The 26,655-nt window shown below is 72.4% G+C and carries 25 protein-coding genes and 1 tRNA gene; 12 read left to right on the forward strand and 14 right to left on the reverse strand.

Features of this window, described 5'->3' with window-relative positions:
* Positions 1-75: 75 nt before the first annotated feature.
* Complete coding sequence (locus tag AC0ZLC_RS13255; protein WP_476752127.1) at positions 76-786, reverse strand: hypothetical protein; 711 nt, start codon at positions 784-786, stop codon at positions 76-78.
* A gap of 47 nt (positions 787-833) precedes the next feature.
* Between AC0ZLC_RS13255 and AC0ZLC_RS13260 the strand changes: the two genes are divergently transcribed.
* On the forward strand, positions 834-1,022 hold the full coding sequence (locus AC0ZLC_RS13260) for a DUF5703 family protein (RefSeq protein WP_016641768.1): 189 nt from the start codon (positions 834-836) through the stop codon (positions 1,020-1,022).
* Between the two features lie 122 nt (positions 1,023-1,144).
* Here the strand turns inward: AC0ZLC_RS13260 and AC0ZLC_RS13265 are convergent, their stop codons facing one another.
* The 3 genes from AC0ZLC_RS13265 to AC0ZLC_RS13275 all read right to left on the reverse strand — a co-directional run bounded on the left by AC0ZLC_RS13265 (position 1,145) and on the right by AC0ZLC_RS13275 (position 3,843).
* Positions 1,145-1,942: a chaplin gene (locus AC0ZLC_RS13265; RefSeq protein WP_476752128.1), complete on the reverse strand. Its 798-nt coding sequence runs from the start codon at positions 1,940-1,942 to the stop codon at positions 1,145-1,147.
* A 150-nt stretch (positions 1,943-2,092) separates the two neighbouring features.
* Positions 2,093-2,326 carry a chaplin ChpH gene (gene chpH / locus AC0ZLC_RS13270; protein WP_358852473.1) on the reverse strand — a complete coding sequence of 78 codons (234 nt, stop codon included), beginning with the start codon at positions 2,324-2,326 and terminating at the stop codon, positions 2,093-2,095.
* 191 nt (positions 2,327-2,517) lie between these two features.
* Positions 2,518-3,843 (reverse strand): M20/M25/M40 family metallo-hydrolase, encoded by a 1,326-nt coding sequence (locus AC0ZLC_RS13275; RefSeq protein WP_358852472.1) that lies wholly within the window; start codon positions 3,841-3,843, stop codon positions 2,518-2,520.
* 187 nt (positions 3,844-4,030) lie between these two features.
* Between AC0ZLC_RS13275 and AC0ZLC_RS13280 the strand changes: the two genes are divergently transcribed.
* Both AC0ZLC_RS13280 and AC0ZLC_RS13285 read left to right on the forward strand, forming a co-directional pair.
* Positions 4,031-4,115 (forward strand) — tRNA-Leu (locus AC0ZLC_RS13280).
* 89 nt (positions 4,116-4,204) lie between these two features.
* Positions 4,205-4,588 carry a YchJ family protein gene (locus AC0ZLC_RS13285; RefSeq protein WP_476752129.1) on the forward strand — a complete coding sequence of 128 codons (384 nt, stop codon included), beginning with the start codon at positions 4,205-4,207 and terminating at the stop codon, positions 4,586-4,588.
* Positions 4,589-4,622: 34 nt separating this feature from the next.
* Here the strand turns inward: AC0ZLC_RS13285 and AC0ZLC_RS13290 are convergent, their stop codons facing one another.
* Positions 4,623-5,324, reverse strand: coding sequence for a FadR/GntR family transcriptional regulator (locus AC0ZLC_RS13290; RefSeq protein ID WP_358852470.1), 702 nt, complete (start codon positions 5,322-5,324; stop codon positions 4,623-4,625).
* Positions 5,325-5,454: 130 nt separating this feature from the next.
* Between AC0ZLC_RS13290 and AC0ZLC_RS13295 the strand changes: the two genes are divergently transcribed.
* Together AC0ZLC_RS13295 and AC0ZLC_RS13300 are read left to right on the forward strand one after the other, a co-directional pair.
* Complete coding sequence (locus AC0ZLC_RS13295) at positions 5,455-5,982, forward strand: gluconokinase (protein WP_476752258.1); 528 nt, start codon at positions 5,455-5,457, stop codon at positions 5,980-5,982.
* 67 nt (positions 5,983-6,049) lie between these two features.
* Positions 6,050-7,447, forward strand: coding sequence for a GntT/GntP/DsdX family permease (locus AC0ZLC_RS13300; RefSeq protein ID WP_476752130.1), 1,398 nt, complete (start codon positions 6,050-6,052; stop codon positions 7,445-7,447).
* A gap of 32 nt (positions 7,448-7,479) precedes the next feature.
* Here the strand turns inward: AC0ZLC_RS13300 and AC0ZLC_RS13305 are convergent, their stop codons facing one another.
* The 5 genes from AC0ZLC_RS13305 to AC0ZLC_RS13325 form a co-directional block, all read right to left on the reverse strand.
* Positions 7,480-8,094, reverse strand: coding sequence for a cytochrome b/b6 domain-containing protein (locus AC0ZLC_RS13305; protein ID WP_476752131.1), 615 nt, complete (start codon positions 8,092-8,094; stop codon positions 7,480-7,482).
* Entirely contained in the window at positions 8,078-8,803 is a 726-nt protein-coding gene (locus AC0ZLC_RS13310; protein ID WP_476752132.1) for a molybdopterin-dependent oxidoreductase, read from the reverse strand. Before AC0ZLC_RS13310 ends, AC0ZLC_RS13305 begins: the two co-directional genes overlap by 17 nt.
* Positions 8,804-8,888: 85 nt before the next feature.
* Positions 8,889-10,442, reverse strand: a complete 1,554-nt coding sequence (locus AC0ZLC_RS13315; protein WP_476752133.1) for an APC family permease — start codon at positions 10,440-10,442, stop codon at positions 8,889-8,891.
* 31 nt (positions 10,443-10,473) lie between these two features.
* On the reverse strand, positions 10,474-11,424 hold the full coding sequence (locus AC0ZLC_RS13320; RefSeq protein WP_476752134.1) for a hypothetical protein: 951 nt from the start codon (positions 11,422-11,424) through the stop codon (positions 10,474-10,476).
* A gap of 1,123 nt (positions 11,425-12,547) precedes the next feature.
* A complete protein-coding gene (locus tag AC0ZLC_RS13325) occupies positions 12,548-14,203 on the reverse strand; it encodes an FAD-binding dehydrogenase (protein ID WP_476752135.1) in 1,656 nt (551 codons plus the stop codon).
* 258 nt (positions 14,204-14,461) lie between these two features.
* Here AC0ZLC_RS13325 and AC0ZLC_RS13330 point away from each other — a divergent pair, with 258 nt between their 5' ends.
* The 6 genes from AC0ZLC_RS13330 (at position 14,462) to AC0ZLC_RS13355 (ending at position 19,102) form a co-directional block, all read left to right on the forward strand.
* A complete protein-coding gene (locus tag AC0ZLC_RS13330) occupies positions 14,462-15,355 on the forward strand; it encodes a DMT family transporter (protein ID WP_476752136.1) in 894 nt (297 codons plus the stop codon).
* Between the two features lie 51 nt (positions 15,356-15,406).
* Entirely contained in the window at positions 15,407-15,922 is a 516-nt protein-coding gene (locus tag AC0ZLC_RS13335) for an NUDIX hydrolase (protein WP_476752137.1), read from the forward strand.
* Positions 15,923-15,996: 74 nt separating this feature from the next.
* Positions 15,997-16,389, forward strand: coding sequence for a YidH family protein (locus tag AC0ZLC_RS13340; RefSeq protein WP_476752138.1), 393 nt, complete (start codon positions 15,997-15,999; stop codon positions 16,387-16,389).
* Positions 16,386-16,709 (forward strand): DUF202 domain-containing protein, encoded by a 324-nt coding sequence (locus tag AC0ZLC_RS13345; protein WP_476752139.1) that lies wholly within the window; start codon positions 16,386-16,388, stop codon positions 16,707-16,709. The genes AC0ZLC_RS13340 and AC0ZLC_RS13345 overlap by 4 nt, the downstream gene beginning before the upstream one ends.
* Before the next feature lie 149 nt (positions 16,710-16,858).
* On the forward strand, positions 16,859-17,881 hold the full coding sequence (locus AC0ZLC_RS13350; protein ID WP_476752140.1) for a phosphotransferase family protein: 1,023 nt from the start codon (positions 16,859-16,861) through the stop codon (positions 17,879-17,881).
* A gap of 6 nt (positions 17,882-17,887) precedes the next feature.
* Complete coding sequence (locus AC0ZLC_RS13355) at positions 17,888-19,102, forward strand: acyl-CoA dehydrogenase family protein (protein WP_476752141.1); 1,215 nt, start codon at positions 17,888-17,890, stop codon at positions 19,100-19,102.
* A gap of 125 nt (positions 19,103-19,227) precedes the next feature.
* Here the strand turns inward: AC0ZLC_RS13355 and AC0ZLC_RS13360 are convergent, their stop codons facing one another.
* The 3 genes from AC0ZLC_RS13360 to AC0ZLC_RS13370 are packed head-to-tail and all read right to left on the reverse strand — an operon-like array spanning position 19,228 to position 22,318.
* A complete protein-coding gene (locus AC0ZLC_RS13360; RefSeq protein WP_467724238.1) occupies positions 19,228-19,821 on the reverse strand; it encodes a TetR/AcrR family transcriptional regulator in 594 nt (197 codons plus the stop codon).
* Between the two features lie 53 nt (positions 19,822-19,874).
* Positions 19,875-21,557: a class I adenylate-forming enzyme family protein gene (locus tag AC0ZLC_RS13365; RefSeq protein WP_476752142.1), complete on the reverse strand. Its 1,683-nt coding sequence runs from the start codon at positions 21,555-21,557 to the stop codon at positions 19,875-19,877.
* A complete protein-coding gene (locus AC0ZLC_RS13370; RefSeq protein ID WP_476752143.1) occupies positions 21,554-22,318 on the reverse strand; it encodes an SDR family oxidoreductase in 765 nt (254 codons plus the stop codon). Before AC0ZLC_RS13370 ends, AC0ZLC_RS13365 begins: the two co-directional genes overlap by 4 nt.
* 174 nt (positions 22,319-22,492) lie before the next feature.
* Between AC0ZLC_RS13370 and AC0ZLC_RS13375 the strand changes: the two genes are divergently transcribed.
* A complete protein-coding gene (locus AC0ZLC_RS13375) occupies positions 22,493-23,728 on the forward strand; it encodes an exo-beta-N-acetylmuramidase NamZ family protein (protein ID WP_476752144.1) in 1,236 nt (411 codons plus the stop codon).
* A gap of 97 nt (positions 23,729-23,825) precedes the next feature.
* Here the strand turns inward: AC0ZLC_RS13375 and AC0ZLC_RS13380 are convergent, their stop codons facing one another.
* Positions 23,826-26,612 carry a penicillin acylase family protein gene (locus tag AC0ZLC_RS13380; RefSeq protein WP_476752145.1) on the reverse strand — a complete coding sequence of 929 codons (2,787 nt, stop codon included), beginning with the start codon at positions 26,610-26,612 and terminating at the stop codon, positions 23,826-23,828.
* Between the last annotated feature and the right edge of the window lie 43 nt (positions 26,613-26,655).

Below are 26,655 nucleotides of genomic sequence, written 5' to 3' on the forward strand. Positions count from 1 at the left end.
CCACCGGTGATCCGGTGACCGCCACCTCGTGCGTCCGCGGGCGCCAGGTCCGTACAGGCCCCCGTGCGGGCTGCCTCAGTGATCCGCGTCGAGCGGCTCCAGGTCCTCGTCGTCGTCCAGGATCCCGTCCAGCCCGGGGCCGACGCCGCGGCGCGGATCGTCGTCGAGGTCGTCGTCGGTCTCGTCGTCGAAGACGGCGCTGACGTCGAAGCGGCAGACGATCCGCTGGGTGTCGGCCTGCTCGAAGGGCGCCTCCAGCCACTCCCCCGCCTCGGCCGGCTCGTCCGCTGCGGTCACCCACAGCGTGGAGTCGCCCTCCTCCAGCCCGAACTCCTTGTGCCGGGAAGCGATCTCGTCCGGCTCGAACTCGCCGAAGAGCAGACCGACCGCTCCGTGCACCGTGCCGGAGGCCGTGGTCTCCACGTCCGCGTCGTCGTCCACGGCCTCGATGCGCCGGGCCTGCGCCAGCAGTCGCTGCGGCTCCGCCACCGAGTAGTCCCGGCGGATCAGCACACTGAGCGCGTTCGGCTCCTCGGGGCCCGTGTACGGCGGCAGCTCGTCGTCCGTACCGGGAATCTCGAAGGGCGTGACCTCGTCGTAGCGCTCGTAGAGCAGTTCGTCGTACTCCTCCGCGGCCGCGGCCAGCTCGTTGAACGCCTCGTACACGGCCGGGTCGTCCTCACCCGTCCTGCGCTCGACCGCGGCCAGGTGGCGGTCGAGAGCGGTCTTGACCGCCTCGGCGGCGGCACGTACCTCGGCAGCGGTGGGCTGCGCAGCATCAGACATAGTGCAGACGCTATCCGTACACGGCCTCTGCCCGCACAATAGATGCGATGCCGGAATACGAATTTGTCGACGTGTACGTACCGCGCGGGGTCTCCCGCAAGGAAGCCACACGTCTGCTGACGGACCATGCGGAGTACGGACACTGGGAGTTGGACCGCCTGAGCCTGCATGCCGACGGCAGCCGCAGAGTGCGGTTGCGGCGGCGGATCATCCGCCAGGTACGCGCCACGTGGTGAGCGGACGCGGCTGAAACGGAGCGGGTCCGCCCGTGCGGGCCGGCTCCGGTCCACTGCGTCGCCGTGACGTGATGCGGCCCGACGCCGGGGCGTCATGCGGCGTTCCGGCGTATCGGCCGGTCCTACGCCGCCGAGCGTGCCCTGCGGTAGAGGAGCGCGCCCCCGAGCAGCGCGCCCGCGCCCGCCGGAAGCAGCAGGCCCACCGGCAGGTCACTGCCGGTGTGGGCGAGCTGTCCCGCTCCCTGCCGTGCAGCGTCGGACCGTGCGCCGGCCGCGCTGATCCGCGAGGCACCGGTGCGGTCCTCGCCGCCCGCTGTGGACGTCGCACCCCGGTGGCCGCCCTGCCCCGACCCGCCCGGGTGGCCCGGGTGGTTCGACCCGCCCGGGTGTCCCGGGTGGTTCGGGTGGTTCGGGTGTCCCGGGTGGTTCGGGACGCCCGACGGCGGGGTTCCGTGGCCGCCGGTGCCGGAGTGAGGGCCGCACGCGTGGGCCGCCGCGGGGTTGCCGACGCCGGCCACGTTCACGCTGTTGCCGCAGACATTGACCGGTGCGTCGACCGGCACCTGGACGCGGTTGCCGGAACCGACGCCGGGCGAGCCACCGGTGTGTCCGCCCGCGTGCGCGCCGCCTCCCGGGTGCGAGCCGGTGCCGTGCCCCCCGGCGGAACCGCCCCGGCCGCCCTGCTGGACGCACGTGCTGCCCGTCGCGGGGTTGAGCAGCCCGACGACGTTCACGGTGTTGCCGCAGACGTTGACCGGTGCGTGCACCGGCGCCTGGACCGTGTTGCCCGACAGCACGCCGGGCGAGTGCTCACTGGCGCCGTGCGCTCCCGAGTCGGCGTGCGCGTAGCCGCCCGCGGCGGCGAGCACGCCGGTCGCGGCCGCCATCGTCATCAGGCTCTTGCGGGTGACCTGTCGCATTGCTGTTACCTGCCTTCGACCTTGCCTGGGACCTTGCGGTACGTGTCCGCGCGGTGGACGCGGACACGGAAAGCCCGGTCGGCCCCGGGGCGCGTGCTACGCGCCCCGGGGCCGACGAGGGCTCAGAGCCTCATGGGACGAGGCACAGCGTCACTTGTTGACGCAGGCGTTGCCGAAGGCGGGGTTCAGCAGCCCGATCACGGAGACCGTGTTGCCGCAGACGTTCACGGGGATGTGAACGGGAACCTGGACAACGTTGCCGGACAGGACACCGGGGGAGTTCACGGCGGCACCCTGGGCACCCGAGTCGGCGGCGGCCAGGCCCGCACCGGCGAGAACCAGACCACTGGTGGCAACGGCGGCGGCGACGATCTTCTTGATCATTGTTCCTCCTCGTAGACAAATGCGACCCCAGCTTCGGGTCACACGAGCTGTAACGAGGAGGGAGTAATCAAGCTACGAGCTTATGGTCGCATTCACTCTTCTCAGTCGGCTCCGCACGCGCTGGCGATTACGGGAGTGTCGTTTTTCCCGCGTACTGCACGACGCGCTCCGCGGCGCCCGCGGAGCGGCGTTCAGGACGCGTCGATGAAGCGGTCCAGCACGCGCACGCCGAACCGCAGGGCGTCCACCGGCACCCGTTCGTCGACCCCGTGGAACATGCCCGCGAAGTCCAGCTCCGGCGGCAGCTTCAGCGGGGCGAAGCCGAAGCAGCGGATGCCGAGGTCGGCGAAGGACTTGGCGTCGGTGCCCGCCGAGAGCATGTACGGGACGGCGCGCGCGATCGGGTCCTCGGCCGACAGCGCGATCTGCATGGCGTCGACCAGCGCGCCGTCGAAAGTCGTCTCCAGTGCCTTGTCCGCGTGCACGTCCTCACGCTTCACCCGCGGGCCGAGGATCCGGTCCAGGTCGGCGAGGAACTCGTCCTCGTAACCCGGCAGATAGCGGCCGTCGACGTGCGCGGTGGCCTGCCCGGGGATCACGTTGACCTTGTAGCCGGCGCCCAGCTGGGTCGGGTTGGCCGTGTTCTGCAGGGAGGCGCCGATCAGCTTGGCGATACCGCCGAGCTTGGCGAGCGTCGCGTCCATGTTCTCGGGGTCGAGTTCGGTGCCGAGCGCGTCGCCGAGTTCGTCGAGGAAGTGCCGGAGCGTCTTGGTGACCCGGACGGGGAACTTGTGCCGACCGAGCCGGCCGACCGCCTCGGACAGCTCGGTGATCGCGTTGTCCCGGTGGATCATCGAACCGTGGCCGGCGGTGCCGTCCACGGTCAGCTTCATCCAGTGCATGCCCTTCTGGGCCGTCTCGACGAGGTAGAGCCGCAGGTTCTCGTTGACCGTGAAGGAGAAGCCGCCGACCTCGCCGATGGCCTCGGTGACCCCCTCGAAGAGGCCCGGGTGCTTGTCGACCAGGTGCCGCGCGCCCCACGTGCCGCCCGCCTCCTCGTCCGCGAGGAAGGCGAGGACGATGTCGCGCGGGGGCTTGCGGCCGGTGCGCAGCCGGTCACGGACGACCGCGAGGGTCATCGCGTCCATGTCCTTCATGTCGACCGCGCCCCGGCCCCACACGCAGCCGTCCGCGATCTCGCCGGAGAACGGGTGGTGGGTCCAGTCCGCCGCGTTGGCGGGTACGACGTCGGTGTGGCCGTGGATGAGCAGCGCGGGCCGCGAGGGGTCCTCCCCCTCGATGCGGGCCACCGTGGAGGCGCGCCCCTGGTGCGACTCGAAGATCTGCGGTTCGAGGCCCACCTCGGCGAGCTTCTCGGCGATGTACTCGGCGGCCTTGCGCTCGCCCGGCCCCGAGTGGTCTCCGTAGTTGCTGGTGTCCATCCGGATCAGCTCGCGACAGAGGTCGACGACCTCGTCCTCGCCGGAGACACCCCTGGCCGTGTTCGACTCGCTCACGCTGCTTCCTCCCGCTGTCACTGCTGGTGGTCCCCCTCATCCTCTCTCCGGCACCCCGTCCGCCCCAAGGGCGGGCCGGGCCCGTCACACGTCGTTCACGCCCCGACGGGGTGTGATCGGGCGCCCGTGGAAGCCTGGTAATGTTTCCTCTGTCGCCGCGAGGGAAACCCCGCACGACAGACACCTTGTCCGGGTGGCGGAATGGCAGACGCGCTAGCTTGAGGTGCTAGTGCCCTTTATCGGGCGTGGGGGTTCAAGTCCCCCCTCGGACACATCACAGAGCGAGGCCGTGACCGCGAGGTCACGGCCTCGCTCGTCGTGTGCCGGTCCCCGGCGCGACGGGCGGGGTCGGCACGACACAATGGCCGGCATGATCACGCGTTCCTGCCCGTGCGGACTCCCCCGGCCCTACGCCGCGTGCTGTGGCCGCTTCCACCGCGGCGAGGCCGCCGCGCCCACCGCCGAGGCGCTCATGCGCTCGCGGTACAGCGCCTTCGTCAAGCGCGACGAGGGGTATCTGCTGCGGACCTGGCACCCCGGGACCCGGCCGCCGCGGGTGGAGTTCGAGCCGGGGATGCGCTGGACCGGGCTGGAAATCCTGGAGACGGGCGAGGGATCCGCGTTCCACTCCAAGGGGACCGTGACCTTCCGGGCGGGCCACGCCGGAGGTGTGCTGCACGAACGCAGCCGGTTCGAGCGGGTCGAGGGGGCCTGGGTGTACGTCGACGGTGACTTCGTGGAGTGACCCCGCCGTAGGCGGCCCTCGCGGCGAAGGCAGTTCAGGGGGCCAGGATGTCCAGTTCCCGCAGGGCGCCGACCGTGATCTCGCGGGTGAGTTCCTCGGCGCGGGCCCCGTCGCCCGCGCGGACCGCCTCGGCGACCCGGACGTGCAGGGTGACGGCTGCCGGGGCGGGATCCTCGAACATGACCTCGTGGTGGGTGCGGCCCGCGAGGACCTCGGCGACGACGTCACCGAGCCGGGCGAACATCTCGTTGCCGGACGCGTCCAGGATCACGCGGTGGAAGGCGACGTCGTGGACGAGGTATTTCTCCAGCTGCCGGCCGCGTGACGTGGCGACCATGCCCAGCGCGCACTCGGTGAGCTCGGCGCACTGGGCGGCCGTGGCGTGCCGTGCGGCCAGGCCGGCGGCGACGGGTTCCACGGCGGAGCGCAGCACGGTGAGCGAGCGGAGCTGGTGGGGGCGGTCGGCGCCGGCCAGCCGCCACCGGATGACCTGCGGGTCGTAGACGTTCCACTCGGCCCTGGGGCGGACCGTGACGCCGACGCGGCGGCGGGACTCGACCAGGTACATGGATTCGAGGACCCGGACCGCTTCGCGCATCACCGAGCGCGACACCTCGAAGCGCTGGGCGAGTTCGTCCGTGCGCAACACGCTGCCCGGCGGGTAGTCGCCCGCTGTGATGGCCGGCCCGAGGGTGTCCAGTACGTGTCCGTGCAGCCCCCGGCCCCGTGTGCTCATGGGGCCAGCGTACGAGGACTTCACCCCCGGGAAAAAGTCAGACTTATATGTCACAGACTCTTGAATTCGTCATACCTAATGGGTTTCAGTGTCGTCGACATCAGGTGTCGACGAGGACAGCGGGAGCATGATGCAGCAGACGCACACCCCCTACGTGGTCGTGGTCATGGGCGTGTCAGGGACCGGCAAGACCACCATCGGCCCCCTGCTGGCCGACCGGCTCGGTGTTCCGTACGCCGAGGGCGACGACTTCCACCCGCCGGCCAACATCGCCAGGATGTCGGCGGGGACGCCGCTGACCGACGACGACCGCCTGCCGTGGCTGGACGCGATCGGCGCCTGGGCGCACGACCGCGCCGGGCTCGGCGGCGTCGTCAGCTGCTCGGCGCTCAAGCGGAGCTACCGCGACCGGCTGCGGGCCGCGGCGCCCGAGGTCGTCTTCGTCCACCTCGCGGGCGACCGCGAGCTCATCGAGGACCGGATGTCGCAGCGGCAGGGGCATTTCATGCCGGCCGCGCTGCTGGACTCCCAGTTCGCCACCCTCCAGCCGCTGGGAGCGGACGAGGCGGGTGTCGCGGTCGACGTGTCCGGCGGCCCCGGCGACATCACCGAACGGGCCGTGACCGCGCTGCGCGGTCTGTCCGAGCCCCCGCAGTAGGTCCCCCGGGGTCTCCGCCGGAGCCCCGGGGTCTTTCCGACCATCCCGTACTCGCAAGGGAAGCACCGTGACCAGACTCAGCGTCGAGATGCTGGCAGCGGACGCCGTCGAGCCGATCACCTCGGCAGGCCATGCCCGGCTGGGCATAGCCGTCCTGGCCGGCATCGCCGTCATCGTCCTGCTCATCACGAAGTTCAAGCTGCACGCCTTTCTCGCCCTGACCATCGGATCGCTCGCACTGGGCGCCTTCGCCGGGGCTCCGCTCGACAAGACGATCCTCAGCTTCACCGCGGGACTCGGCTCGACCGTCGCGGGCGTGGGCGTCCTCATCGCCCTGGGCGCGATCCTCGGCAAGCTGCTCGCCGACTCCGGCGGCGCCGACCAGATCGTCGACACGATCCTCGCCAGAGCGGGCGGGCGTGCCATGCCGTGGGCGATGGTGCTGATCGCGTCCGTGATCGGTCTGCCGCTGTTCTTCGAGGTCGGCATCGTCCTGCTGATCCCCGTGGTGCTGATGGTCGCCAAGCGGGGCAACTACTCGCTGATGCGCATCGGCATCCCGGCCCTCGCCGGACTGTCCGTGATGCACGGCCTGATCCCGCCGCACCCCGGCCCGCTCGTCGCGATCGACGCGGTCAAGGCCAACCTCGGCGTCACCCTGGCGCTCGGCGTCCTGGTCGCCGTCCCGACGGTGATCATCGCGGGTCCCGTCTTCTCCAGGTACGCGGCCCGCTGGGTGGACGTCCCGGCGCCGGAGCGCATGATCCCCGCCCGCGCGTCCGAGGACCTCCACAAGCGCCCCGGGTTCGGTGCCACGCTCTTCACCATGCTGCTGCCGGTCGTGCTGATGCTGGCGAAGGCGCTCGTGGACATCGTCGTGGACGACCCCACGCACATGGTCCAGCGCGTCTTCGACGTCGTGGGCTCGCCGCTGATCGCGCTGCTCACGGCCGTCATCGTGGGTATGTTCACGCTGGGCCGGGCGGCCGGGTTCACCCGGGAGCGGCTGTCGACGACCGTCGAGAAGTCCCTCGCCCCGATCGCCGGGATCCTGCTGATCGTCGGTGCCGGCGGCGGCTTCAAGCAGACGCTGATCGACTGCGGGGTGGGCCGGATGATTCTGGACATCTCCGAGGACTGGTCGATCCCCGCGCTGCTGCTGGCCTGGCTGATCGCGGTGGCGATCCGGCTCGCGACCGGCTCGGCGACCGTGGCGACGATCTCGGCGGCCGGTCTCGTCGCGCCCCTGGCCGCCGACATGTCGACCGCCCACACCTCGCTGCTGGTGCTGGCGATCGGTGCGGGCTCGCTCTTCTTCAGCCATGTCAACGACGCCGGGTTCTGGCTGGTCAAGGAGTACTTCGGCCTGAACGTCGGACAGACGGTCAAGACCTGGTCGGTCATGGAGACCATCATCTCCGTGGTCGCCGGCGGGCTGGTCCTGCTGCTGTCCCTCGTGATCTAGCGGACGGCCCGGGAGGGGCACCGCGTCCGGGACTACGGGCGCCAGAGCGAGTGCTCCCGCTCCGCCCACTCCCGGGCCACCGAGCCCGTGCGCAGCCCCCGGCGGGCCTCCGGGTCCGCGAGGGCCGTCCCGATGTGCCCGGCGAGGACGATGCCGATCGTCAGAGCCAGCCAGTCGTGCACGAAGGTCGCCGAGGTGCGCCACAGCAGGGGGGTGAGGTGGGTGAACCACATCAGCAGCCCGGTGCCTAGCATCACCAGGCTCGCCCCGGCGATCCAGGCGGCGTAGGTCTTCTGGCCCGCGTTGAACTTGCCCGCGGGGCGGCCGGCGCGGCGGCGCAGGGCCGCGCGCAGCCACGTCCGGTCGTGCGGGCCCCAGCGGTTGAGGCGGCCGAGGTCCGCCCGGAAGGCGCGCGAGAGAAGGCCCGCCAGGACCGGGACGGGCAGCAGCAGGCCCGTCCACTCGTGCACCCGGACGACGAGTGCGCGTCGGCCGACGAGTTCGGCGAAGACCGGCAGGTAGAGGCAGGCCGCCGTCGCGACGCACAGGCCCATCAGCGCGGCCGTCGCGCGGTGGACCCAGCGTTCGGCGGGCGTGAAGCGCCGTACGCGGGCGGCGAGGGCCGGGGTGTCAGCCGGTGGGCGCATCGTCACGTCCGTTCGAGCGGCCGACCCACGCGTCGACGTCGTAGCCCCGCTTCTCCCAGTACCCGGGCTCGACGTCCTCGGTGACGGTGATGCCGGAGAGCCACTTGGCGGACTTGTAGAAGTACATGGGTGCCACGTACAGGCGGACCGGGCCGCCGTGCGCGTGAGCGAGGTCCTTGTCCTGCATGCGCAGGGCCACCAGGACGTCCCGGCGGCGGGCCTGGTCGAGCGTGAGGCTCTCGCTGTAGGCGCCGTCGAAGCAGGTGAAGCGGACCGCCCCGGCCGACGCGTGCACGCCCGCGGCGTCCAGGAGCCGGGACAGGCGCACCCCCTCGAAGGGAGTGCCGGGCACCCGCCAGCCGGTGACGCACTGCACGTCGTGGACGAGCCGGGTCCGGGGCAGGGCCCGCAGGTCGGCGAGGGTGTAGGCGGTGGGGCGGTCGACGAGTCCGTCGACCGTGAGGCGGTAGTCCGGCGCGCTCTTGCGGGGGACCGACGAGGTCACCGAGTAGTAGCGGAAGCCGCCGCCGTTGGGCAGGAGCCCGGTGAGGCCGGTGGGGTCCTTGTCGGCGGCGCCGCCCAGGAAGCCTTCCAGGCCGCGCTGGAGCGTGGGCGCGGTCACCACGCCCAGCGCGCCGAGGCCGAGGGTGCCTAGCAACACCCGCCGGCCGACGGGTTTGCCCTGCTCGTCGGGCCGTTCGGAGTTCACGTACTGATTCGACCACCCGCGACCCCCTTCGGGCCAGGGGCCGCGGGTGCCCGTCAGAATTCCGTAACCACTTCCCGGGCCGTGCTCAGGACGCCGATCCCGCCGCCTTGTCCAGCTGGAACGCCTCGTTGCCCAGTCCGATCCTGGCGTGCGCCTCGGGCTTGCGGGAGCGCAGGACGAGCCCCTGGACCAGGCCGACGACCAGAGCGGCCCCGATGACGGCGGGCAGCGCCCAGTTCAGCGCGGAGTCCGGGCCGGTGCCGACGAGGACGTCGAAGTCCTTGACCGTGTAACCCGCGATGACGAGCAGGGCGAGGCCCGCGAGCACGGAGGTGACCAGGCGCCAGGCCTGGGCGCGGGCGGCGCCGCGGCGGGCGAAGAAGACGACCACCGAGAAGGAGGCGGTGGCCATCAGGAGGATGACGCCGAGGGCGCCGACGTTGCCGCCCCAGGTGAACAGGTGCAGTACGGGCGCGGTCGGGTCGCCGGCCGGGCCGTCGTCCGCCACCGCGAAGGCGCCGACGATCAGCACCGACACGGCCGTCTGCAGGAGCGAGCCCGTGCCGGGGGCGCCGCCGGCGCCGGTGGTGCGTCCGAAGACGGCGGGGAGCAGTCCCTCGCGGCCCATGGCGAAGGCGTACCGCGCGACGACGTTGTGGAAGCTGAGCATCGCCGCGAACATGCCGGTCACGAACAGGACGTGCATGACGTCGGTGAAGGTGTCGCCGAGCCGCGGTTCGGTGAGGAAGAACAGCAGCCCCGCGCTCTGCTTCTGGGCGGCGGGCACGATCGCGGAGGGTCCGGCGGCGACGGTGAGCGCCCAGGAGCTGATCGCGAAGAAGACGGCGACGAAGGCGATCGCCAGGAACATCACCCGCGGTACGAGGATGTGCGGACGGCTGGTCTCCTCGGCGTACACCGGCGCCTGTTCGAAGCCGGTGAAGGCCGCGATGCAGAAGCACAGGGCGGTGCCGACGCCCGCGCCGGTGAGCGTGTCCGGGTTGAAGGCGTGCAGCGACAGGCCTTCCCGGGCCGGGTCGGCGACGGCCGCGATGTCGAAGGCGACGACCAGGGCCACCTCGATGAGCAGCAGCACGCCGAGTACGCGGGCGTTCACGTCGATCTTCAGCCAGGCGAGCGCGCCGACCACGAGCACGGACACCAGGGCCGGTATCCACCAGGCGATGTCGACGTCGAGGTAGGTGGCGCAGAGGTTGGAGACCTCGAAGCCGAAGATGCCGTAGATGCCGACCTGGAGCGCACTGTAGGCGACGAGGGCGACCAGTGCCGCGCCGGCGCCCGCGGTGCCGCCGAGGCCGCGGGAGATGTACGCGTAGAAGGCGCCCGCGTTGTGGACGTGGCGGCTCATCTCGGCGTACCCGACGGAGAACAGGGCCAGCACCACGCCGAGGACGACGAAGAGCAGCGGCTGCCCGACGATCCCCATCACCCCGAATGTGGTGGGCATGACACCCGCGACGACCATGAGGGGGCCGGTCGCGGCCAGCACGGAGAGCAGGAGGCCGGCCGTGCCCAGCCGGTCGGCGCGCAGTGCGCGGTCCTGCCCCTTGAACGTGCTGATGCCGGTCCCGGCGGTGGGTCTGCTGCTCTCACTCGTGCTCGAACTGCCCGTCGTCATGGCGGGGTCGTCCTCTCAGGTGGTGTGCGGATCAGGCCGTGCCCAGCGCGCTGTCGCGGGCGGCACGGAAGGCTTTGCGCGGATCGCGGTCGGGGTACGACCAGGGCGCCGGGGTGGCGTGCGGTCCGATGCGGTGGAAGAGGGCGGCTGCCTCGGCGCCCCGGCCCTCGCAGGACTTCGCGTGGGCGAGGAAGTTGAGGTCGATGTGGCGGCGTGGGTGGTCGTCGCGCTCCCACTCCAGCCACCAGTCGAAGGCCGCCTTCATCACCTGTCGGGCCCGGCGTCCCACCCAGTGCCCGGAGGCGACCGGGTCGGCGGGTTCGAGGCCCGCCGCGGCGAGCACGCGGTAGCGCTCGGCGTGCGCGACCACCGGGAGGATGGCGAGCGGCGAGTCGGCGGGGGCCTGTTCGGCGGCCCAGTTGGCGAAGTCGTAGACCTCGTGCAGCGGGTCCTGGCCGGCGTCGGCGCGGCGCTCGGCGAGGCGCGCGACCATCAGGTGGTGCGCGTGGTGGTGGTCGGGGTAGCGGTGGCGGACCTCGTCGAAGAGGCGGACGACGTCCTCCTCGCTGCCGATCGAGCGCTCCAGCATCAGCAGTCCGAGCCACGGGGTGGGGTCGGCGGGCGCGAGCGCGGCGGCGGCGCGGCATGCCTCACGGGCGCCGTCCGGCCGCTCCTTGCCGTCCAGCGCGCGCTGGACGGTGGCGACCGCGAGGAACACGGAGGCGCAGGTCGACTCGGGTTCGGCGAGCAGCCAGTCGCGCGCCCAGGTGAGGGCCGTGGGTTCCTGGGCGAGCACTGTGACACGGTGCCCCCGGCGGTCCCAGTCGTCCCCGGTCGCACCGAGCAGCGCGCGGACGCCGGCCCACCGGCCCTGGGCCAACGCGGCGCGTGCGGTGACCAGTTCGACGTCGTCGAGCGCGGCGTCGAAGGCCTGGGTCGCGCGCTTGCGGCCGCGGCCGAGAGGGGGTGGGGGTGGGGGCACCGCGGGCGGTCCTTATGCGGGTGGTCCAGACAGAGCGGGGCCCGGCGGGGCCTGATCACGCAAAGCAAACCCTCAGCCAACGGCTGGCGTCAAGGGCGGCTTGTCTTCCGACACGTGTCAACTGTACGCAGCGCCAGCAAGGTTGGCTCTCGTCGCTCATCGGTTCCGGCCGGGATGCCCTGGCGCGGGCCGAGTTGACCCGCGCGGGGCGGGGGGCGGGTGCGGTCCGTGGCCGACGGGCGGGGTCGGCCCGCTCCCGAGCAGCGGAGGCCCTTCGCCGCAGGCCGGGAGCCGGACCGCCCCGGGCAGACCCGGCCCGCTCCCACAGGCGCGGAGGCTGAGCCGGTCGCGTGGCGGCCGGTGCGTCGCCGCCGGGCGGGAGGGGTTCGCTGCCGGGGCGGCGGGGGCGGCCACGCCGACGGGGGCCGCGAGTCGGCCAGTCCCGCAGAGGCCAGGGGGCCGTCTGCTCCCGCGGGGGCAGAGACGCCGGGGGCGGGGCCCCCGTCCGCTCCAGCGGGGGCCAGCCGGTCGCGTGGCGGCGGGGGCCGGTGCGTCGCCGCCGGGCGGGAGGGATTCGCTGCCGGGGCGGCGGGGGCGGCCACGCCGACGGGGGTCGCTCCCGCGCGGGCACGGGTCGCCGTGGCCGGGGCGTCCGCACCTGCGGGGCCGCGAGCCGCTTCCGCGGCGGAGCGGGCGTGCCACGCCTGCGGGCCGCGGGCGGCCAGTCCCGCGGGGGCGGGGGCCGTCGGCTCCCGCCGGGCAGAGACGCCGGGGCGAGGTCCCGTCCGTTCCAGCGTCGGCCGGTGCGTCGCCGCCGGGCGGGAGGGGTTCGCTGCCGGGGCGGCCACGCCGGCGGGGCCGCTCCCGCGCGGAGCACGGGTAGCCGTGGGCGGGGCGTCCGCGACTGCGGGGCCGCGAGCCAGCCGCTTCCGCGGGGGCCGTCAGCTCCCGCCGGGCAGAGACGCCGGGGCGGGGCCCCGTCCGCTCCAGCGTCGGCCGGTGCGTCGCCGCCCGGCGGGAGGGGTTCGCTTCCGGTTGGGTTCGGGCGGCCCCTCCGGGACAGGTGCCGAGGCGACAGGGCACGCAGGCGGGACGGTCGCTTCCGGCACGGTGGCCCCCGGGGTCAGCTCACGGACTTGGCCGCGGCTCGGCCCGCCGTGCGGCCGGAGAACAGGCAGCCGCCCAGGAAGGTGCCCTCCAGGGAGCGGTACCCGTGCACCCCGCCGCCGCCGAAACCGGCCGCCTCCCCCGCCGCGTACACGCCGGCCAGCGGGTCGCCGCCCTCCGTCAGCACGCGTGAGGAGAGGTCGGTCTCCAGGCCGCCGAGGGTCTTGCGGGTGAGTATGTTCAGGCGGACGGCGATCAGCGGACCCGCCTTGGGGTCGAGGATGCGGTGCGGCGTCGCCGTCCTGATCAGCTTGTCCCCGAGGTACTTGCGGGCCCCGTGGATCGCGGTCACCTGGAGGTCCTTGGTGAACGGGTTGGCCATCTCCCGGTCCCGGGCGACGATCTCCCGGCGCAGCGCGGCCTCGTCGATGAGCGGCTCCTCGGTGAGCGCGTTCATGCCCCGTACCAGCGCGCTCAGGTCCTTCTCCACGACGAAGTCGACGCCGTTGTCCATGAACGCCCTGACCGGTCCCGGCACCTCGGTGCGGGCCCGTTCCAGGACGCCCCGCACGGACTTTCCGGTGAGGTCGGGATTCTGCTCCGAGCCCGAGAGCGCGAACTCCTTGCCGATGATCTTCTGGTCGAGCACGAACCACGTGTAGTCGTACCCGGTCCGCATGATGTGTTCGAGCGTGCCGAGGGTGTCGAAGCCGGGGAAGAGCGGCACGGGGAGCCGGTTGCCGCGGGCGTCCAGCCAGAGCGAGGACGGGCCGGGCAGGATGCGGATGCCGTGGTTCTCCCAGACGGGGTTCCAGTTCTGGATGCCTTCGGTGTAGTGCCACATGCGGTCGCGGTTGATGAGGTGGGCGCCCGCCTCCTCGGCGATGGCGAGCATCCTGCCGTCGACGTGCGCGGGCACCCCCGCGACCATCTTCCCGGGCGGGCTGCCCAGCCGCTCCGGCCAGTTGGCACGGACCAGGTCGTGGTTGCCGCCGATGCCGCCGGAGGTCACGATCACCGCCTGCGCCCTGAGTTCGAAGGCGCCGGTGACCGTGCGGCTGCTGGCCCGGCCGCGCTCGATACCGGTCGGCTCCAGGATCTCGCCGGTGACCGTGTCGACGGCGCCCGCGCTGCGCGCCAGACCGGTCACGCGGTGGCGGAACCTGAGCTGCACGAGGCCGCGGGCGACCCCGGCGCGGACCCGGCGCTCGAAGGGGGCGACCAGGCCGGGCCCGGTCCCCCAGGTGATGTGGAAGCGCGGAACGGAGTTGCCGTGCCCGTTGGCGTCGTAGCCGCCGCGCTCGGCCCAGCCGACCACCGGGAAGAACCGGACACCCTGCCGGTGCAGCCAGGACCGCTTCTCGCCGGCCGCGAAGTCCACGTACGCCTCGGCCCAGCGGCGCGGCCAGTGGTCCTCGGGCCGGTCGAAGCCGGCCGTGCCCATCCAGTCCTGGAGCGCCAGCGCGTGACTGTCCTTGATCCGCATGCGGCGCTGCTCGGGGGAGTTCACGAAGAACAGGCCGCCGAAGGACCAGTGCGCCTGGCCCCCGAGCGACTGCTCGGGCTCCTGGTCGAGGAGGATCACTCGCCGGCCGGCATCGACGAGCTCCGCGGTCGCCGCCAGGCCCGCGAGGCCGGCTCCGATCACGATCACGTCTGCGTCGTAGGCCATGTACGCGTCCTCTCGGCATTCCGACCGGTCGGGATCGCCGCCCGCACGGGACGGCGGCTCGCGGCCGGCAGGTGAGACAGTGGTAACAGTCGACCAGCGGCGCCGGGGGCGTTGTTACTGGTCGGTCAGATCCTTCGGCAGATGGCTGACCGAGTCAACTGCCGGGTTCCGGGTTCTCCCATGGGCGGGTCACAGCCCGGAGCGCTACAGTCGGCGGGATACGCACCGTGGCCCGTCCGAGTCATCGAGGTACGCAGCGTGTCGGTTCTGGTTCTGGTCCTCGCCGTGAGTGCGGCCTGCTGTCTGGGCTTCGGCTTCGTCCTCCAGCAGAAGGCCGCCTCCCACGCCCCGCTGAGCGACTTCCTCTCCCCCCGGCTGCTGCTCGACCTCGTCCGCGTCCCCACCTGGCTGGGCGGCATCGGGCTCATGGTGGCCGGCATGGTGCTCGGCGCGGTCGCCCTGAGCCGCGGCGAGCTGTCCCTGGTGGAGCCCCTCCTCGCCACGAACCTCCTGTTCGCGCTCGCCCTCTCGCGCCACCAGACCAAGCAGCCGCTCGGTCGGCAGGGCTGGGCGGGTCTCGTGTTGCTCGCGGGCGGGGTCACCGCGTTCATCGTGGCGGGTCAGCCGGAGGGCGGCGACGCGGTCTCCGACCCGCTGCGGCACTGGCTGATCATCGGCATCATGGTCGGGATCGCGCTGCTGCTGACCGCGTACGCGAAACGGACCCGGCTCAGCTCGGCGCCGGTGCTGCTGGCCACGGCCGCGGGCCTGCTCTACGGCGTGCAGGACGCGCTGACCCGGGTCTGCGGGGAGCGGTTCGCCGAGGGCGGGTGGGCCGGACTGCTCACCGGATGGCAGCCGTACGGCGTGCTGGTGCTCGGCGTCACCGGGCTGGTGCTGGTGCAGAGCGCCTTCGAGACGGGACCGCTGCGGATGTCGCTGCCGGCGCTGACCGCCGCCCAGCCGCTGGCCGGGATCGTCTGCGGGGTGGGTTTCCTCGGGGACCGGCTGCGTACGGACACGGGCGCGCTCGCCTGGCAGGCGGCCGGGCTCGCGGCCGTCGTGGCCGGAATCGTGCTGCTGGGCCTGCACCCGGCGATGCCCCAGGGGGCCTCGGACGCCGAGCGGTCCCGGGACCTCCAGCCGCACTGAGTGCACGCGGGCCCCGCTCCGAAGGCGGCCGGCACCTGCTTGGATGGGGCCATGAGCGCCGCCGACGAGATCCTCGACATCGTGGACGAGAACGACCGGGTGATCGGACAGTCGCCCCGCGGGGAGGCGTACGCGCGCGGCCTGCGCCACCGCTGCGCGTTCGTCCAGGTCCGTGACGCCGAGGGCCGGATCTTCGTCCACCGCCGCACTCCGACGAAGCTGGTCTTCCCCTCGCTGTACGACATGTTCGTGGGTGGCGTCGTCGGCGCCGGTGAGACGTACGACGACGCGGCGCTGCGCGAGGCCGAGGAGGAGCTCGGCGTCCGGGGGCTCCCCCGCCCGCGCCGGCTCTTCACCTTCCTGTACGACAACGGCGGCGGGCAGAGCTGGTGGTCGGCCGTGTACGAGGTGCGCTGCGAGCTGCCGGTGCGCCCGCAGGCCGAGGAGGTCGCCTGGCACGGCTTCCTGCCCGAGGACGAGGTGGAGCGGCGCCTGACGGACTGGGAGTGGGTCCCCGACGGCCTGGCGGCGTACGAGCGTCTGAAGGCCCACCGCTCGCCGGGCTGACCGTTCCCGCGCGCCCGTGCCGGGCCCGGCGCCCCGGCCGGGTGGGCCGCGAGCGCCCCGGTAGGGTCCCTGGCGTGATCGAATTCGTAGGGAACGTCCGGCTGTGGTTCGCGCCCCAGGAGATCCGGGAGGAGGGCGGGACGCCCGACTACCGGTTCTCGCTGGCGAACGAGCGGACCTTCCTGGCGTGGCTGCGCACGGCGATGGCGCTCATCGGCGGCGGATTCGCCGTGGACCAGTTCCTGCCCGACCTCCGGTGGGGATGGCGGGTCGGACTGGCTCTCGCGCTGCTCGTGGCGGGCGTGCTGTGTTCCCTGCGGGCGGTCAACCACTGGGTGCGCTGCGAGCGGGCGATGCGGCGGGGCGAGGATCTGCCGGTGTCCCGCTTCCCCGCGCTGCTCGGGATCGCCGTCGCGGTCGTCGCCGTCGCGATGGTGCTGGTCGTCCTCGTCGGCTGGGAAGGGTGACCGGGCCCGCCCGGGACCGGGACCCGGGGCTCCAGCCGGAACGTACGCGGCTGGCCTGGCGGCGTACGACCCTGTCTAGCACCGTGGCCGCCGTGCTCGCCGTGAAGGCCGCCCTGCACGGCGGGCCGTCACCGCTCGGGCTGGTCGCCTGCGCGCTGTGCTGCGCGCTCTGGCTGGGTTTCCTGGCCGTCGCCCACCGCCGTATCCGCACCCTCGCCTCCGGCGCGGGCCGCACGACGGCGCTCAGGCCCCGGGACGCGACGGCGGCGACACTGTGCACGGTGGCGATCGCGGCGTGCGCGGTGGCCCTGGTGTTCTGAGACCCCGGCTGTCCGGGACCCGGCACGGCGCCTTCCGGCGGCCGGAGGAGCGGGGAGACGCCGATCACGTTCTGCGCGGACACTGGACGACATACCGACCGGTCGGCATCATGTGTGTCGTCCTGTTTTCCGTGTGCGTAGGAGCAATGATGAGCCCAGACCACCCCCCGGGTCTCGATCTCGACCGGTTGCGCGACCTGCTGGACGGCGAGCGGCCCGGACTGGTGAACGGCACGCTGTCCGGCCGGCTGATCGAGGGTGGACGGTCGAACCTCACGTACGCGGTCACGGACGGCGCCACGCAGTGGGTCGTACGCCGGCCGCCGCTGGGCCACGTCCTGGCCACCGCGCACGACATGAAGCGCGAGCACCGGGTGATCAGCGCCCTGCATCCCACGGCCGTACCCGTGCCGCGCCCGGTGCTGCTGTGCGAGGACGACTCCGTCCTCGGCGCGCCCTTCTACGTCATGGAGTTCGTCGAGGGCACCCCCTACCGGACCGCCGAGCAGCTCGCCCCGCTCGGCCCGGAGCGCACCCGCAGCGCGGTCCTCGGCCTGGTCGACACGCTGGTCGAGCTGCACGCCGTGGACCCCGCCGAGGTCGGCCTCGCGGACTTCGGCCGCCCCGAGGGTTTCCTGGACCGGCAGCTGCGCCGCTGGGGCAAGCAGCTGGACGCGTCCAGGAACCGCGAGCTGGCGGGGATCGACGAACTGCACGCGGCCCTGGGACGCGAGCTGCCCACCTCCGGCGCCCCGGCCGTCGTCCACGGCGACTACCGGCTGGACAACGTGCTGATCGGCACGGACGACCGGATCAAGGCGATCCTGGACTGGGAGATGTCCACGCTCGGTGACCCCCTCACCGACCTGGGGCTGCTGGTGATGTACAGCGCGCCGCTGAATCTGCCCGACGCCCCCATCAGCACCACCGCGAGGGCCGCCGGGCACCCGGACGCGACCGAGATCGTCGAGCGGTACGCCGCGCGCTCGGGGCGCGACGTGTCCGCCGTCTCCTGGTACACGGCGTTCGCGTGGTTCAAGCTCGCCGTGATCCTGGAGGGCATCCACTACCGCTACACCCTCGGCCAGACGGTCGGCGCGGGCTTCGACCGCATCGGCGAACTGGTCCCCGTCTTCATCGAGCACGGCCTGACCACCCTTCAGGAAGGCTGACCCGCCATGGACTTCGCATTCGACGCGCGCACCGAAGAGCTGCGCAGCAGACTGCTCGCCTTCATGGACGAGTACGTGTACCCGGCGGAGGCCGTCGCCGAGGAGCAGCGCGCGCGGCTGGCCTCGCCGTGGGACACCCCCGCCGTCGTCGGCGAACTGAAGGCCGAGGCGCGGCGCCAGGGGCTGTGGAACCTCTTCCTGCCGGACTCCGAGTACGGTGCCGGGCTCACCAACCTGCAGTACGCGCCGCTCGCCGAGATCACCGGCCGCAGCCCCCATCTGGCACCCACCGCGCTGAACTGCGCGGCCCCGGACACCGGCAACATGGAGGTGCTGACGCAGTTCGGCGACGAGCGGCAGAAGAAGCAGTGGCTGGAGCCGCTGCTCGCCGGTGAGATCCGTTCGGCGTTCGCGATGACCGAGCCCGAGGTGGCCTCCTCCGACGCCACGAACATCACCACGCTGATCGAGCGGGACGGCGACGAGTACGTCGTCACCGGGCGCAAGTGGTACATCTCCGGGGCGATGAACCCGGACTGCAGGATCTTCATCGTGATGGGCAAGACGGACCCCGAGGGGTCCGACATCCGGCGCCAGCAGTCCATGGTGCTCGTCCCTCGCGACACCCCGGGCGTGGAGATCCGGCGGGCCATGCAGGTGTACGGCTACGAGGACCACTCGCACGGCGGGCACGCTGAGGTCGTCTTCGACGACGCGCGCGTGCCGGTGTCGAACCTGGTCGGCGAGGAGGGCGGCGGCTTCGCCATCGCCCAGGCGCGGCTCGGTCCGGGGCGCATCCACCACTGCATGCGGCTGATCGGCATGGCCGAGCGGGCGATCGAGCTGATGTGCCGCCGGGCGGTGGCCCGCAGCGCCTTCGGCAAGCCGCTCGCCCAGCAGGGCGTGGTGCAGAACTGGATCGCCGACGCCCGGGTGGCCGTCGAGCAGCTGCGTCTGCTCGTCCTGAAGACGGCCTGGATGATGGACACCGTGGGCAACAAGGGGGCCCACACGGAGATCCAGGCCATCAAGATCGCCACTCCGCGCACGGTCGTGGACATCCTGGACAAGGCGGTGCAGCTGCACGGCGCCGGCGGGGTGGGCCAGGACTTCCCGCTGGCCGAGCTGTGGGCGAGCGCGCGGACGCTGAGGCTCGCTGACGGGCCGGACGAGGTGCACCAGCGGTCGCTGGCGCGGCGGGAGATCAAGAAGTACGGGTGACCGGCCGGGGCCTGGGGGTGGGGGCGGAGGGGGCGTGGGTTGCGCCCCCTCCGCCCCCACCCGTCCCGACTCGGGGCTCCGCCGCGGACCCCGCTCCCCAAGCGCCGGAGGGGCTGGATCCTCCCTCAGGGGCGCAGTGCTCTCAGCAGCATGTCGGCCAGTTGGTCGGCGAGCTGCTGGGGGGTGAGGGGGCCGTCGGGGCGGTACCACGTCGACAGGTGGTGGATCGACCCGAAGTGGTAGTCGACGACCAGGTCGGCGGGGGTGGCCGTGGAGAAGACGCCCTCCTTCTGGCCCTCTTCGATGAGCGCGCGGAAACGCTCGTGGTAGCGGCGGCGCTCGGCGCGTACCTGCTTGTTCTTCTCCGGGCTCAGATGGTGCATGGAGCGGAAGAAGATCGACGCGTCGTCGAGGTTGTCGATGGTGGTCACCACGACGTCGGCCGCGGCGCCCCGCAGCCGCTCCTCGACGGGCGCGTCGGCGTCCGCGAAGGCGTCCAGCCGCTCCTGCTGGACGCGCAGCACGCGCGCGTAGACCTCGTGCAGGAGGTCGTCCTTGGAGCCGAAGTAGTGGTAGAGGGCGCCTTTGGTGACGCCCGCCGCCTCGACGATCTCCTGCACCGAGGTCCGGTCGTAACCCTGCTCCGCGAAGAGCCGGGTGGCGGCGGCGAGCAGCCGCTGCGGAACAGGAGGCCCGTCCCCGTCCGTCGTCCTGGGCACTGCCGCCACCTGCCTTCCGTATCGCTGTACCTGTTGTGGTGCGTCGTCCGCTGCTACGCGTTGTCCGCCTGTGACGTGCTGTCCCGGCGGGAACGCAGTTCCCGTCGGAGGATCTTCCCACTCGCCGTCTTCGGCAGCTCAGGCAGGATCTCGACGCGGCGCGGATACTTGTACGCGGCCAGCCGCTCCTTGCAGTACGCGGCGAGCCCGTCGGGGTCCGCCTCGCTGCCGGGGCGCAGGCTGATGTACGCCTTGACGGTCTCTCCGCGGTAGCCGTCGGGGATGCCGACGACGGCCGCCTCGCGGACCGCGGGATGGGTGTAGAGGATGTCCTCCACCTCGCGCGGCCACACCTTGAAGCCGGACGCGTTGATCATGTCCTTCTTGCGGTCGACGACGTAGAGCCAGCCGTCGGCGTCCATGAAGCCGATGTCGCCGGTGCGCAGCTCGCCGTCGGGGAAGGTCTCGGCGGTGGCCTCGGGGCGGCGCCAGTAGCCGGGGACGACCTGCGGTCCGCGGACGAGGATCTCGCCCTGCTCCCCGAAGGGCACCTCCCGGCCGAGGTCGTCGACGACGCGTACGACCGTGTCGGGGCCCGGTACGCCCACGGCCAGTGTCCCCGAGACCGGGTCGACCGGGGCCTCGCGGCCGGGCGGCACGGAGGCGCAGGGCGCGCTGCACTCGGTCAGGCCGTAGCCGTTGTGGAGGTACGGGCCGAAGCCGGCCCGGAATTTCTCCACCAGGGCGGGCGGCAGCGGCGCCCCGCCGGAGGAGATCATCCGGAACGACGCGAAGTGGTCGCGGGTGACGGCGGGGTGCGCGGCGAGCGCCATGAACGCCGTCGAGGGGCCGACGGTGTAGAGGGGGCGGTGCTCCGCGAAGGCGTCGAGGACGACGCCCGCCTCGAAGCGGTACGCGAGGACGAGCGTCCCCGCGCTGTTGAGGCACCCGGCGAGTTGGGCCACCATCCCGGTGATGTGGAACAGGGGCGCCATGGCGAAGTACACCGGCGCTTCGGGCAGGCCGAGCCCGGTGCGCTGGCGCTCGGCGTTGTGCATCAGGTTGCCGTGGGTGTTGGTGGCGCCCTTGGGGGCGCCGCTCGTGCCCGAGGTGTAGCTGATCAGCGCGATGTCGGCCGGGGCCGCGTCGCGGCCCCCGGGGGCCGGGTGGCCCCGGCGGGCCACGGTCAGGAGGTCGTCGGCGTCCGCGGCGGCGGGGAGCCGCTCGAAGCCGAGCACGCGCGGGTCGTCGCGGGTCTGCAGGTCCAGCTCGCAGGCCGTGAGGACGAGGCGTACGGGTGAGTCGGCGGCCGTCTCGCGGAGATACGACTCCCAGGCGCGGTCGGCGCAGACGAGGGCACCGACCTCGGCGTCCTGGAGGACGTGCCGGACCTCGCCCGACTTGTACATGGGGTTGACGGGCACGACGATCGCGCCCGCCTTCCACGCGCCGAGCAGCGCGAGCACGAAGTGCGGGGAGTTCTGCAGCAGGATCGCCACGCGGTCGCCGCGCTCGATGCCACGGGCGGCCAGGTGCCCGGCGACGGAGTCGCTCAGCTCGTCGACCTCGCGGTAGGCGAGCCGCCCGTCGAAGTAGGCGAGGGCGGGCCGGTCCGGGGTGGCCGCCGCGGCCCTGCGCAGGGCGTGCACGAGGGAGTCGAGGGGGTCGATCGGGGCCCGCTGCGCCTCGTTGAGCTGGGACAGCCAGGGCCTGGCCGCGTAGCGGGAGGCGGTCACCGGGACGCCTCCCATTTCTGCTGGAGGTGGTTCATGCCGGTCAGCCAGCGGTCGGGGTGCGCGGCCCGTGCCTCGTAGTACGCGCCGACCTCGGGGTGCGGGAGGATGAGGAACCGGTCCTCCGCCATCCCGTCGAACAGGGCGGACGCCACGTCGTCCGGTTCGATCGCCGTCGGCCGCAGCACCAGGTCGCCGGCGCTGCCGGCGGCCGTGAGCATGTCCGTGCGGACGCCCTGCGGGCAGATCGCGTGGACCTTCACTCCGCGGTGGCGGTAGGTCAGCGAGAGCCACTCGGCGAAGGCGTACGCCCCGTGCTTGGTGACGCTGTAGGGCGCGGCGCCGACCATGGTGAGCAGTCCGGCGGCCGAGACCGTGGACACGAAGCGGCCGCTGCCGCGCTCCAGCCAGCCCGGGATCAGCTCGTGGGCCGCACGGACGTGGGCCATCACGTTGACGTCCCAGGCGAGCGCCCAGACCTTCTCGTCGGCCGCCTCGGTGCCGCCGGAGGCGAGGCCCGCGTTGGCGCAGTACACGTCGATCGTGCCGCCGAGTGCCTCGCGCGCCTCGGCGACGATCGTGGACGCGTCGCCCGGGACCGCGGTCCCGCCGATCTCGCCGGCCACGGCCCTCGCCTTGTCGGCGTCGAGGTCGTTGACCACGACCCGGGCGCCCTCGGCGGCGAAGCGACGGGCCAGCGCGGCCCCGATGCCGCCCCCCGCTCCGGTGACGACCACTCCCGCATCCTGCACGGCTTCCACCATCGGTCTCCTTCGGCGCGACGTGAATCGGCTCCTGCTGCAGCGTCAGACTAACCAGTCGGTATGTAGTGGCGGAAGGGGTGGCCCCGACGAGGCCGGTCCGCTTCGTTCCGTGGCGCCGCGGTGACCGCTAGCGTGCGTGACCATGACGGTTCCGTCGATCACGGAGGTCACCGCATGAAGCTGTCCAGACGAGGCCTGCTCGCCGCCACCTCGGCCGCGGTCGCGGTGTCCGCGGCGCCGGCCGCCGCCCACGGAAGCGGCCGGCGGCTGCGCACCGGCTTCGAGCGCCTGGCCGCGGACGGTTACGCGCTGCTCGACGGACGCCGGGTCGGCGTCGTCACCAACCCGACCGGCATCACCCGCGACGTGCGCCACATCGTGGACGTGATGCATGCCGACGACCGGGTGGACCTGACGGCCGTCTTCGGTCCCGAGCACGGCTTCCGCGGCACCGCCCAGGCGGGCGGCTCCGAGGGCCGCTACGACGACCCGGCGACCGGACTCCCGGTCTACGACACTTACTTGAAGAGCGGCCGTCCGCTGGCCGACGTCTTCACCGCCTCCGGTGTCGACACCGTCGTCTTCGACATCCAGGACGTGGGCGCGCGTTTCTACACCTACATCTGGACGCTCTACGACTGCATGGAGGCCGCGCAGCTCGCGGGCAAGCGCTTCGTGGTGCTCGACCGGCCGAACCCGGTGACCGGGCGGGCGGCCCTCGGGCCCGTCCTGCACAAGGAGTTCGCGACCTTCGTCGGACGGCAGCCCGTCGCGCAGGCGCACGGCATGACCGTGGCGGAGCTGGCCCGGCTGTTCAACGGCGAGTTCCTGACGACGCCGGTGCCGCTGGAGACCGTGCTCATGACCGGGTGGCGGCGGTCGCAGTTCTACGACGCGTCGGGGCTGCCCTGGGTGCCGCCGAGCCCGAACATGCCCACTCCCGACACCGCGCTCGTGTACCCCGGCACCTGCCTCTTCGAGGGGACGAACCTGTCGGAGGGGCGGGGCACGACCCGGCCGTTCGAACTGCTCGGGGCGGAGGGGCTCGACGGGCGGTGGGCCGAGGCCGCCGAACGCCTGGAGCTGCCCGGGGTGCACTTCAGGGAGGCGTACTTCACGCCCACCTTCTCCAAGTTCCAGGGGAAGACGGTCGGCGGGGTGCAGATCCACGTCCACGACCGGGCCGCGTACGACCCCGTTCGCGCCGGCATCGCGCTCCTGGTGACCGCGAAGCGGGTCTGGAGCGGGTTCGGGTGGCGCCCGGACAACTGGATCGACAAGCTGACGGGCTCCACGCTGGTGCGCACGACGATCGACGCGGGAGCGAGTGCCGACGAGGTCGTGGCGGCCTGGCAGGAAGAACTGGCGGCGTTCCGGCGCGTGCGCGCGGAGTACCTCCTCTACCGGTAGCCGCCGGGGATGTCCAGAGGCATCCCCGGCGGGCCCGTGCGGCGGCGGATCGTGTCGATTCGGCCCGCCGCCGTACGGAGAGGTGCGTCACCCGGGGTCACCGGTGCGACGTGAACTCCACCACCTGCTGGTAGGTCGGCCGGTTCTGCCAGCCGATCCCGCCGTGCTTGATGCCGCCGAGCGTCCGGTGCACGATCGAGTCGGCGCACCACTGGTCGCCCGCCGAGCACTGGTCGTCACCTGGGTAGACCTGGGACGCGGTCTTTCCCGCCGCCTCCTTCAGCGTGCTGATCAGGATGTCCCGGCAGGCGCCGAGGCTGCCGCCGCCGCAGTACTTCTTCGCCGGGCCGCCCCGCACCGACTCGCCGAGGACCGCCCGGATGTCCTTGTGGACATAGCTCCACCAGCCGTACTGGAAGGCGCTCCCGGCGTGTGCCCCGGTCGGCCCGTGCGCGGCGGACGGCGACTCGTCGACGGGCAGGTTGTTCGTGAAGGCGGTGTACAGGTCGGCGCCGAGGCCCGGTTCGAACTCGGCCTTCACCAGCAGCGGCCACCAGGCGTCCATGATCCGGATCGCGTCGGCGTGCGCATAGGTCTTCGAGCCGGCCGCGGTCTCGGCCCGCCGTCCGCCGGCGCTCGCCCAGGCGGACAGTTTGCCGGCGGCCGCGGCGGCGGTGGCGTCCGTGACGGGCTCGCCGTTCACCACCTTCAGCAGCTTCGGCAGCACGTCCTCGGCCCGCAGGTCGGCGAGGGCCGCGTCGGCCATCGCCTTCACCAGCGCGGCCCTGGTGACGCCGCCGGCGCTCACCAGCTTCCTGACCCGGTCCTCCAGGAGGTTGCCGCGGTGCACGGACCCGTCGCCCCAGGACGCCGTCGAGTAGTCCTTGGCCTGCTTGTTGTTCCAGGAGATGTAGTAGTCCTGGTCGACGGAGTGGGGGTGGGCGGAGGGCGGGGTGTAGTCGGCGGTGTTGTCCTCCGGTTTCCAGTTCCGCCACTCGTAGGCCGCCTGCGCCTGGACCGGGTAGTCGGGGTCGACACCGGTGGCGCGGACCGGGTTGTCGCCGCTGTTGTGGTAGGCGGTGTGCTCGGAGTCGGCGTAGAACCAGTTGAAGGTGTAGTTGATGTGCTGGACCGCGCTCTGGAAGGTCGCCGCGTCCTTCACGTGATCGGGGTCGTTGAGCATCTGGAAGCCGATGATCGAGTCGGCCTCGTGCAGGAACGAGGAGCGCAGGGTGGTGTAGGCGACCTTCTTGCCGCCCACCGTCGCGCGGTACTCCACCGGTCCGTAGTTGGTGCGGTAGACCTGCATGCGGTACGAGCCCGCCGGGGTGGAGTCGGCGACGGTCGGCTTCCACGCGTTGGTCCGCTCGACCTTCTCCATGGCCGTGCAGGTGCCGTGGTACAGGTAGTGGTGGTCGTCCTGGCAGAGCTCGACCGCGTACGTGTCGATGATGTCCTGGCCGGAGGTGGTGGCGCTCCACGCGTAGTCCCGGCCGCGCCCCAGTTCGACGTACATGCTCAGGCCCGCGAAGGAGGCGCCGCGGGCGCTGAGCCCCGGTCCCTGGATCTCCTGGAGCATGAGCAGCTGGGGTGCGAAGTACCCGGTCTGCGGGCCGAAGACGGCGACGGGATGGCCGCTCGCGGTGTGTTTGCCGCTCACCACCAGGGCGTTGGACATGCCGCGCCTGGCCGAGGTGAGGGCGGCGGAGGCCGTGGCCGAGGCGCCGGTGGCACCGGACGTGGCCGCGCTCCCGGTGCGGTCGTACACCAGGGGCTCCCGGGTCACCGAGCCCGCGTCGGGCAGGGCCCGGCCCTGCGGGTCCGCGGGCTTGGAGGCGTACGGGAAGCTCTCGCCGTTGTGGACGGTCAGCGCCGCCTCGGGGTCGTTGCGCTCGCGGAAGGACTCCCAGACCTCGGTGCCCTCGGTCACGCCGTACCTGGACTGGGCGGCGAGCAGCGAGAGGGCGTTGCCGACCTCACCGCCGCCTCCCGAGCCGAAGAGCGCGCCGATGACGGAGGCCAGCGCGACCAGGTCGGTGAGCTTGAAGTGCTCGATGGTGCCGGCGTTGGTGATGGAGTCCTTGTGGCCGGTGAGGACGTACTCCCCGGGGAAGTAACGGCCCTTGTCGGAGGTGTCGATGTAGGCGTTGACACCGTCGAGGTAGGCCTTGGCGTCGGCGAGGGCCTGCTGCCCGCGGGGGCCGTTGTTCGCGGTGGCGTCGTCGATCTGGGCCTGGAGGTCGGCCTCGGTGTAGGGCGCGTTGCGCCAGAACTCCTGCTCCAGACCCTGGTTCGACGGCGCTCCGCCCGCGAAGGAGGTCAGTTGGCCGCGTCCGACGTGCCGGAAGACGTCCATCAGCCACAGGCGGTCCTGGGCGGCGGCGTACCCGGCGCCGAACTCGGTGCCGTAGCGGGTGGTGCCCGTGATGTGCGGAACGCCGCTCTTCTTGTCCCGGACGATCGTCACGTCGCCGCGGCCGGCGGGCTTGACGGTCGAGGCGACCTGATCGGAGGGGACGCCGAAGGACGCGTCGTTGAAGAAGTCGTTGATCTTGGTGTCGGTGAGCGCGGAGTACCCCGAGGGGAGTTTGGCGTACGGCGCGAGCTGGTCCTCGGCGTGGCCGGGCTGGGTGCCGAAGGCCTGGTTGAGCAGGATCTCGGCGAGGGTGGCGTTGCCGTTCTCACCGGGCGGAAGGATGTCCGAACACCGGCCTCCGCAGTGGTCCTCGGCCGCGGTGACGGCCACCGGTCGGGCGGCCGCTTGGGTAATGGGGGACAAAAGACCGGCAATGAGGACGCATATGGATGCGCTCTTGAGGAACTTGGGAAATCTGCGAGGAGTTCTCAGTCTGTCGAGGGTGGTGCGTGGGGTGTGCCGTGGCATGGCAGCTCCTCCCGACGGGGTGGTGCCGGACGTTACCGCCGGT

This window comes from Streptomyces sp. GLSS-08 (genome assembly GCF_056387915.1).

Excerpts from the sequence above, each read along its gene's own strand:
- AC0ZLC_RS13255 (WP_476752127.1), bottom strand. The coding sequence starts at position 786 with ATGTCTGATGCTGCGCAGCCCACCGCTGCCGAGGTACGTGCCGCCGCC.
- AC0ZLC_RS13260 (WP_016641768.1), top strand. The coding sequence starts at position 834 with ATGCCGGAATACGAATTTGTCGACGTGTACGTACCGCGCGGGGTCTCC.
- AC0ZLC_RS13265 (WP_476752128.1), bottom strand. The coding sequence starts at position 1,942 with ATGCGACAGGTCACCCGCAAGAGCCTGATGACGATGGCGGCCGCGACC.
- chpH (WP_358852473.1), bottom strand. The coding sequence starts at position 2,326 with ATGATCAAGAAGATCGTCGCCGCCGCCGTTGCCACCAGTGGTCTGGTT.
- AC0ZLC_RS13285 (WP_476752129.1), top strand. The coding sequence starts at position 4,205 with ATGGCCGGCATGATCACGCGTTCCTGCCCGTGCGGACTCCCCCGGCCC.
- AC0ZLC_RS13290 (WP_358852470.1), bottom strand. The coding sequence starts at position 5,324 with ATGAGCACACGGGGCCGGGGGCTGCACGGACACGTACTGGACACCCTC.
- AC0ZLC_RS13295 (WP_476752258.1), top strand. The coding sequence starts at position 5,455 with ATGCAGCAGACGCACACCCCCTACGTGGTCGTGGTCATGGGCGTGTCA.
- AC0ZLC_RS13305 (WP_476752131.1), bottom strand. The coding sequence starts at position 8,094 with ATGCGCCCACCGGCTGACACCCCGGCCCTCGCCGCCCGCGTACGGCGC.
- AC0ZLC_RS13315 (WP_476752133.1), bottom strand. The coding sequence starts at position 10,442 with ATGACGACGGGCAGTTCGAGCACGAGTGAGAGCAGCAGACCCACCGCC.
- AC0ZLC_RS13325 (WP_476752135.1), bottom strand. The coding sequence starts at position 14,203 with ATGGCCTACGACGCAGACGTGATCGTGATCGGAGCCGGCCTCGCGGGC.
- AC0ZLC_RS13335 (WP_476752137.1), top strand. The coding sequence starts at position 15,407 with ATGAGCGCCGCCGACGAGATCCTCGACATCGTGGACGAGAACGACCGG.
- AC0ZLC_RS13350 (WP_476752140.1), top strand. The coding sequence starts at position 16,859 with ATGAGCCCAGACCACCCCCCGGGTCTCGATCTCGACCGGTTGCGCGAC.
- AC0ZLC_RS13355 (WP_476752141.1), top strand. The coding sequence starts at position 17,888 with ATGGACTTCGCATTCGACGCGCGCACCGAAGAGCTGCGCAGCAGACTG.
- AC0ZLC_RS13370 (WP_476752143.1), bottom strand. The coding sequence starts at position 22,318 with ATGGTGGAAGCCGTGCAGGATGCGGGAGTGGTCGTCACCGGAGCGGGG.
- AC0ZLC_RS13375 (WP_476752144.1), top strand. The coding sequence starts at position 22,493 with ATGAAGCTGTCCAGACGAGGCCTGCTCGCCGCCACCTCGGCCGCGGTC.
- AC0ZLC_RS13380 (WP_476752145.1), bottom strand. The coding sequence starts at position 26,612 with ATGCCACGGCACACCCCACGCACCACCCTCGACAGACTGAGAACTCCT.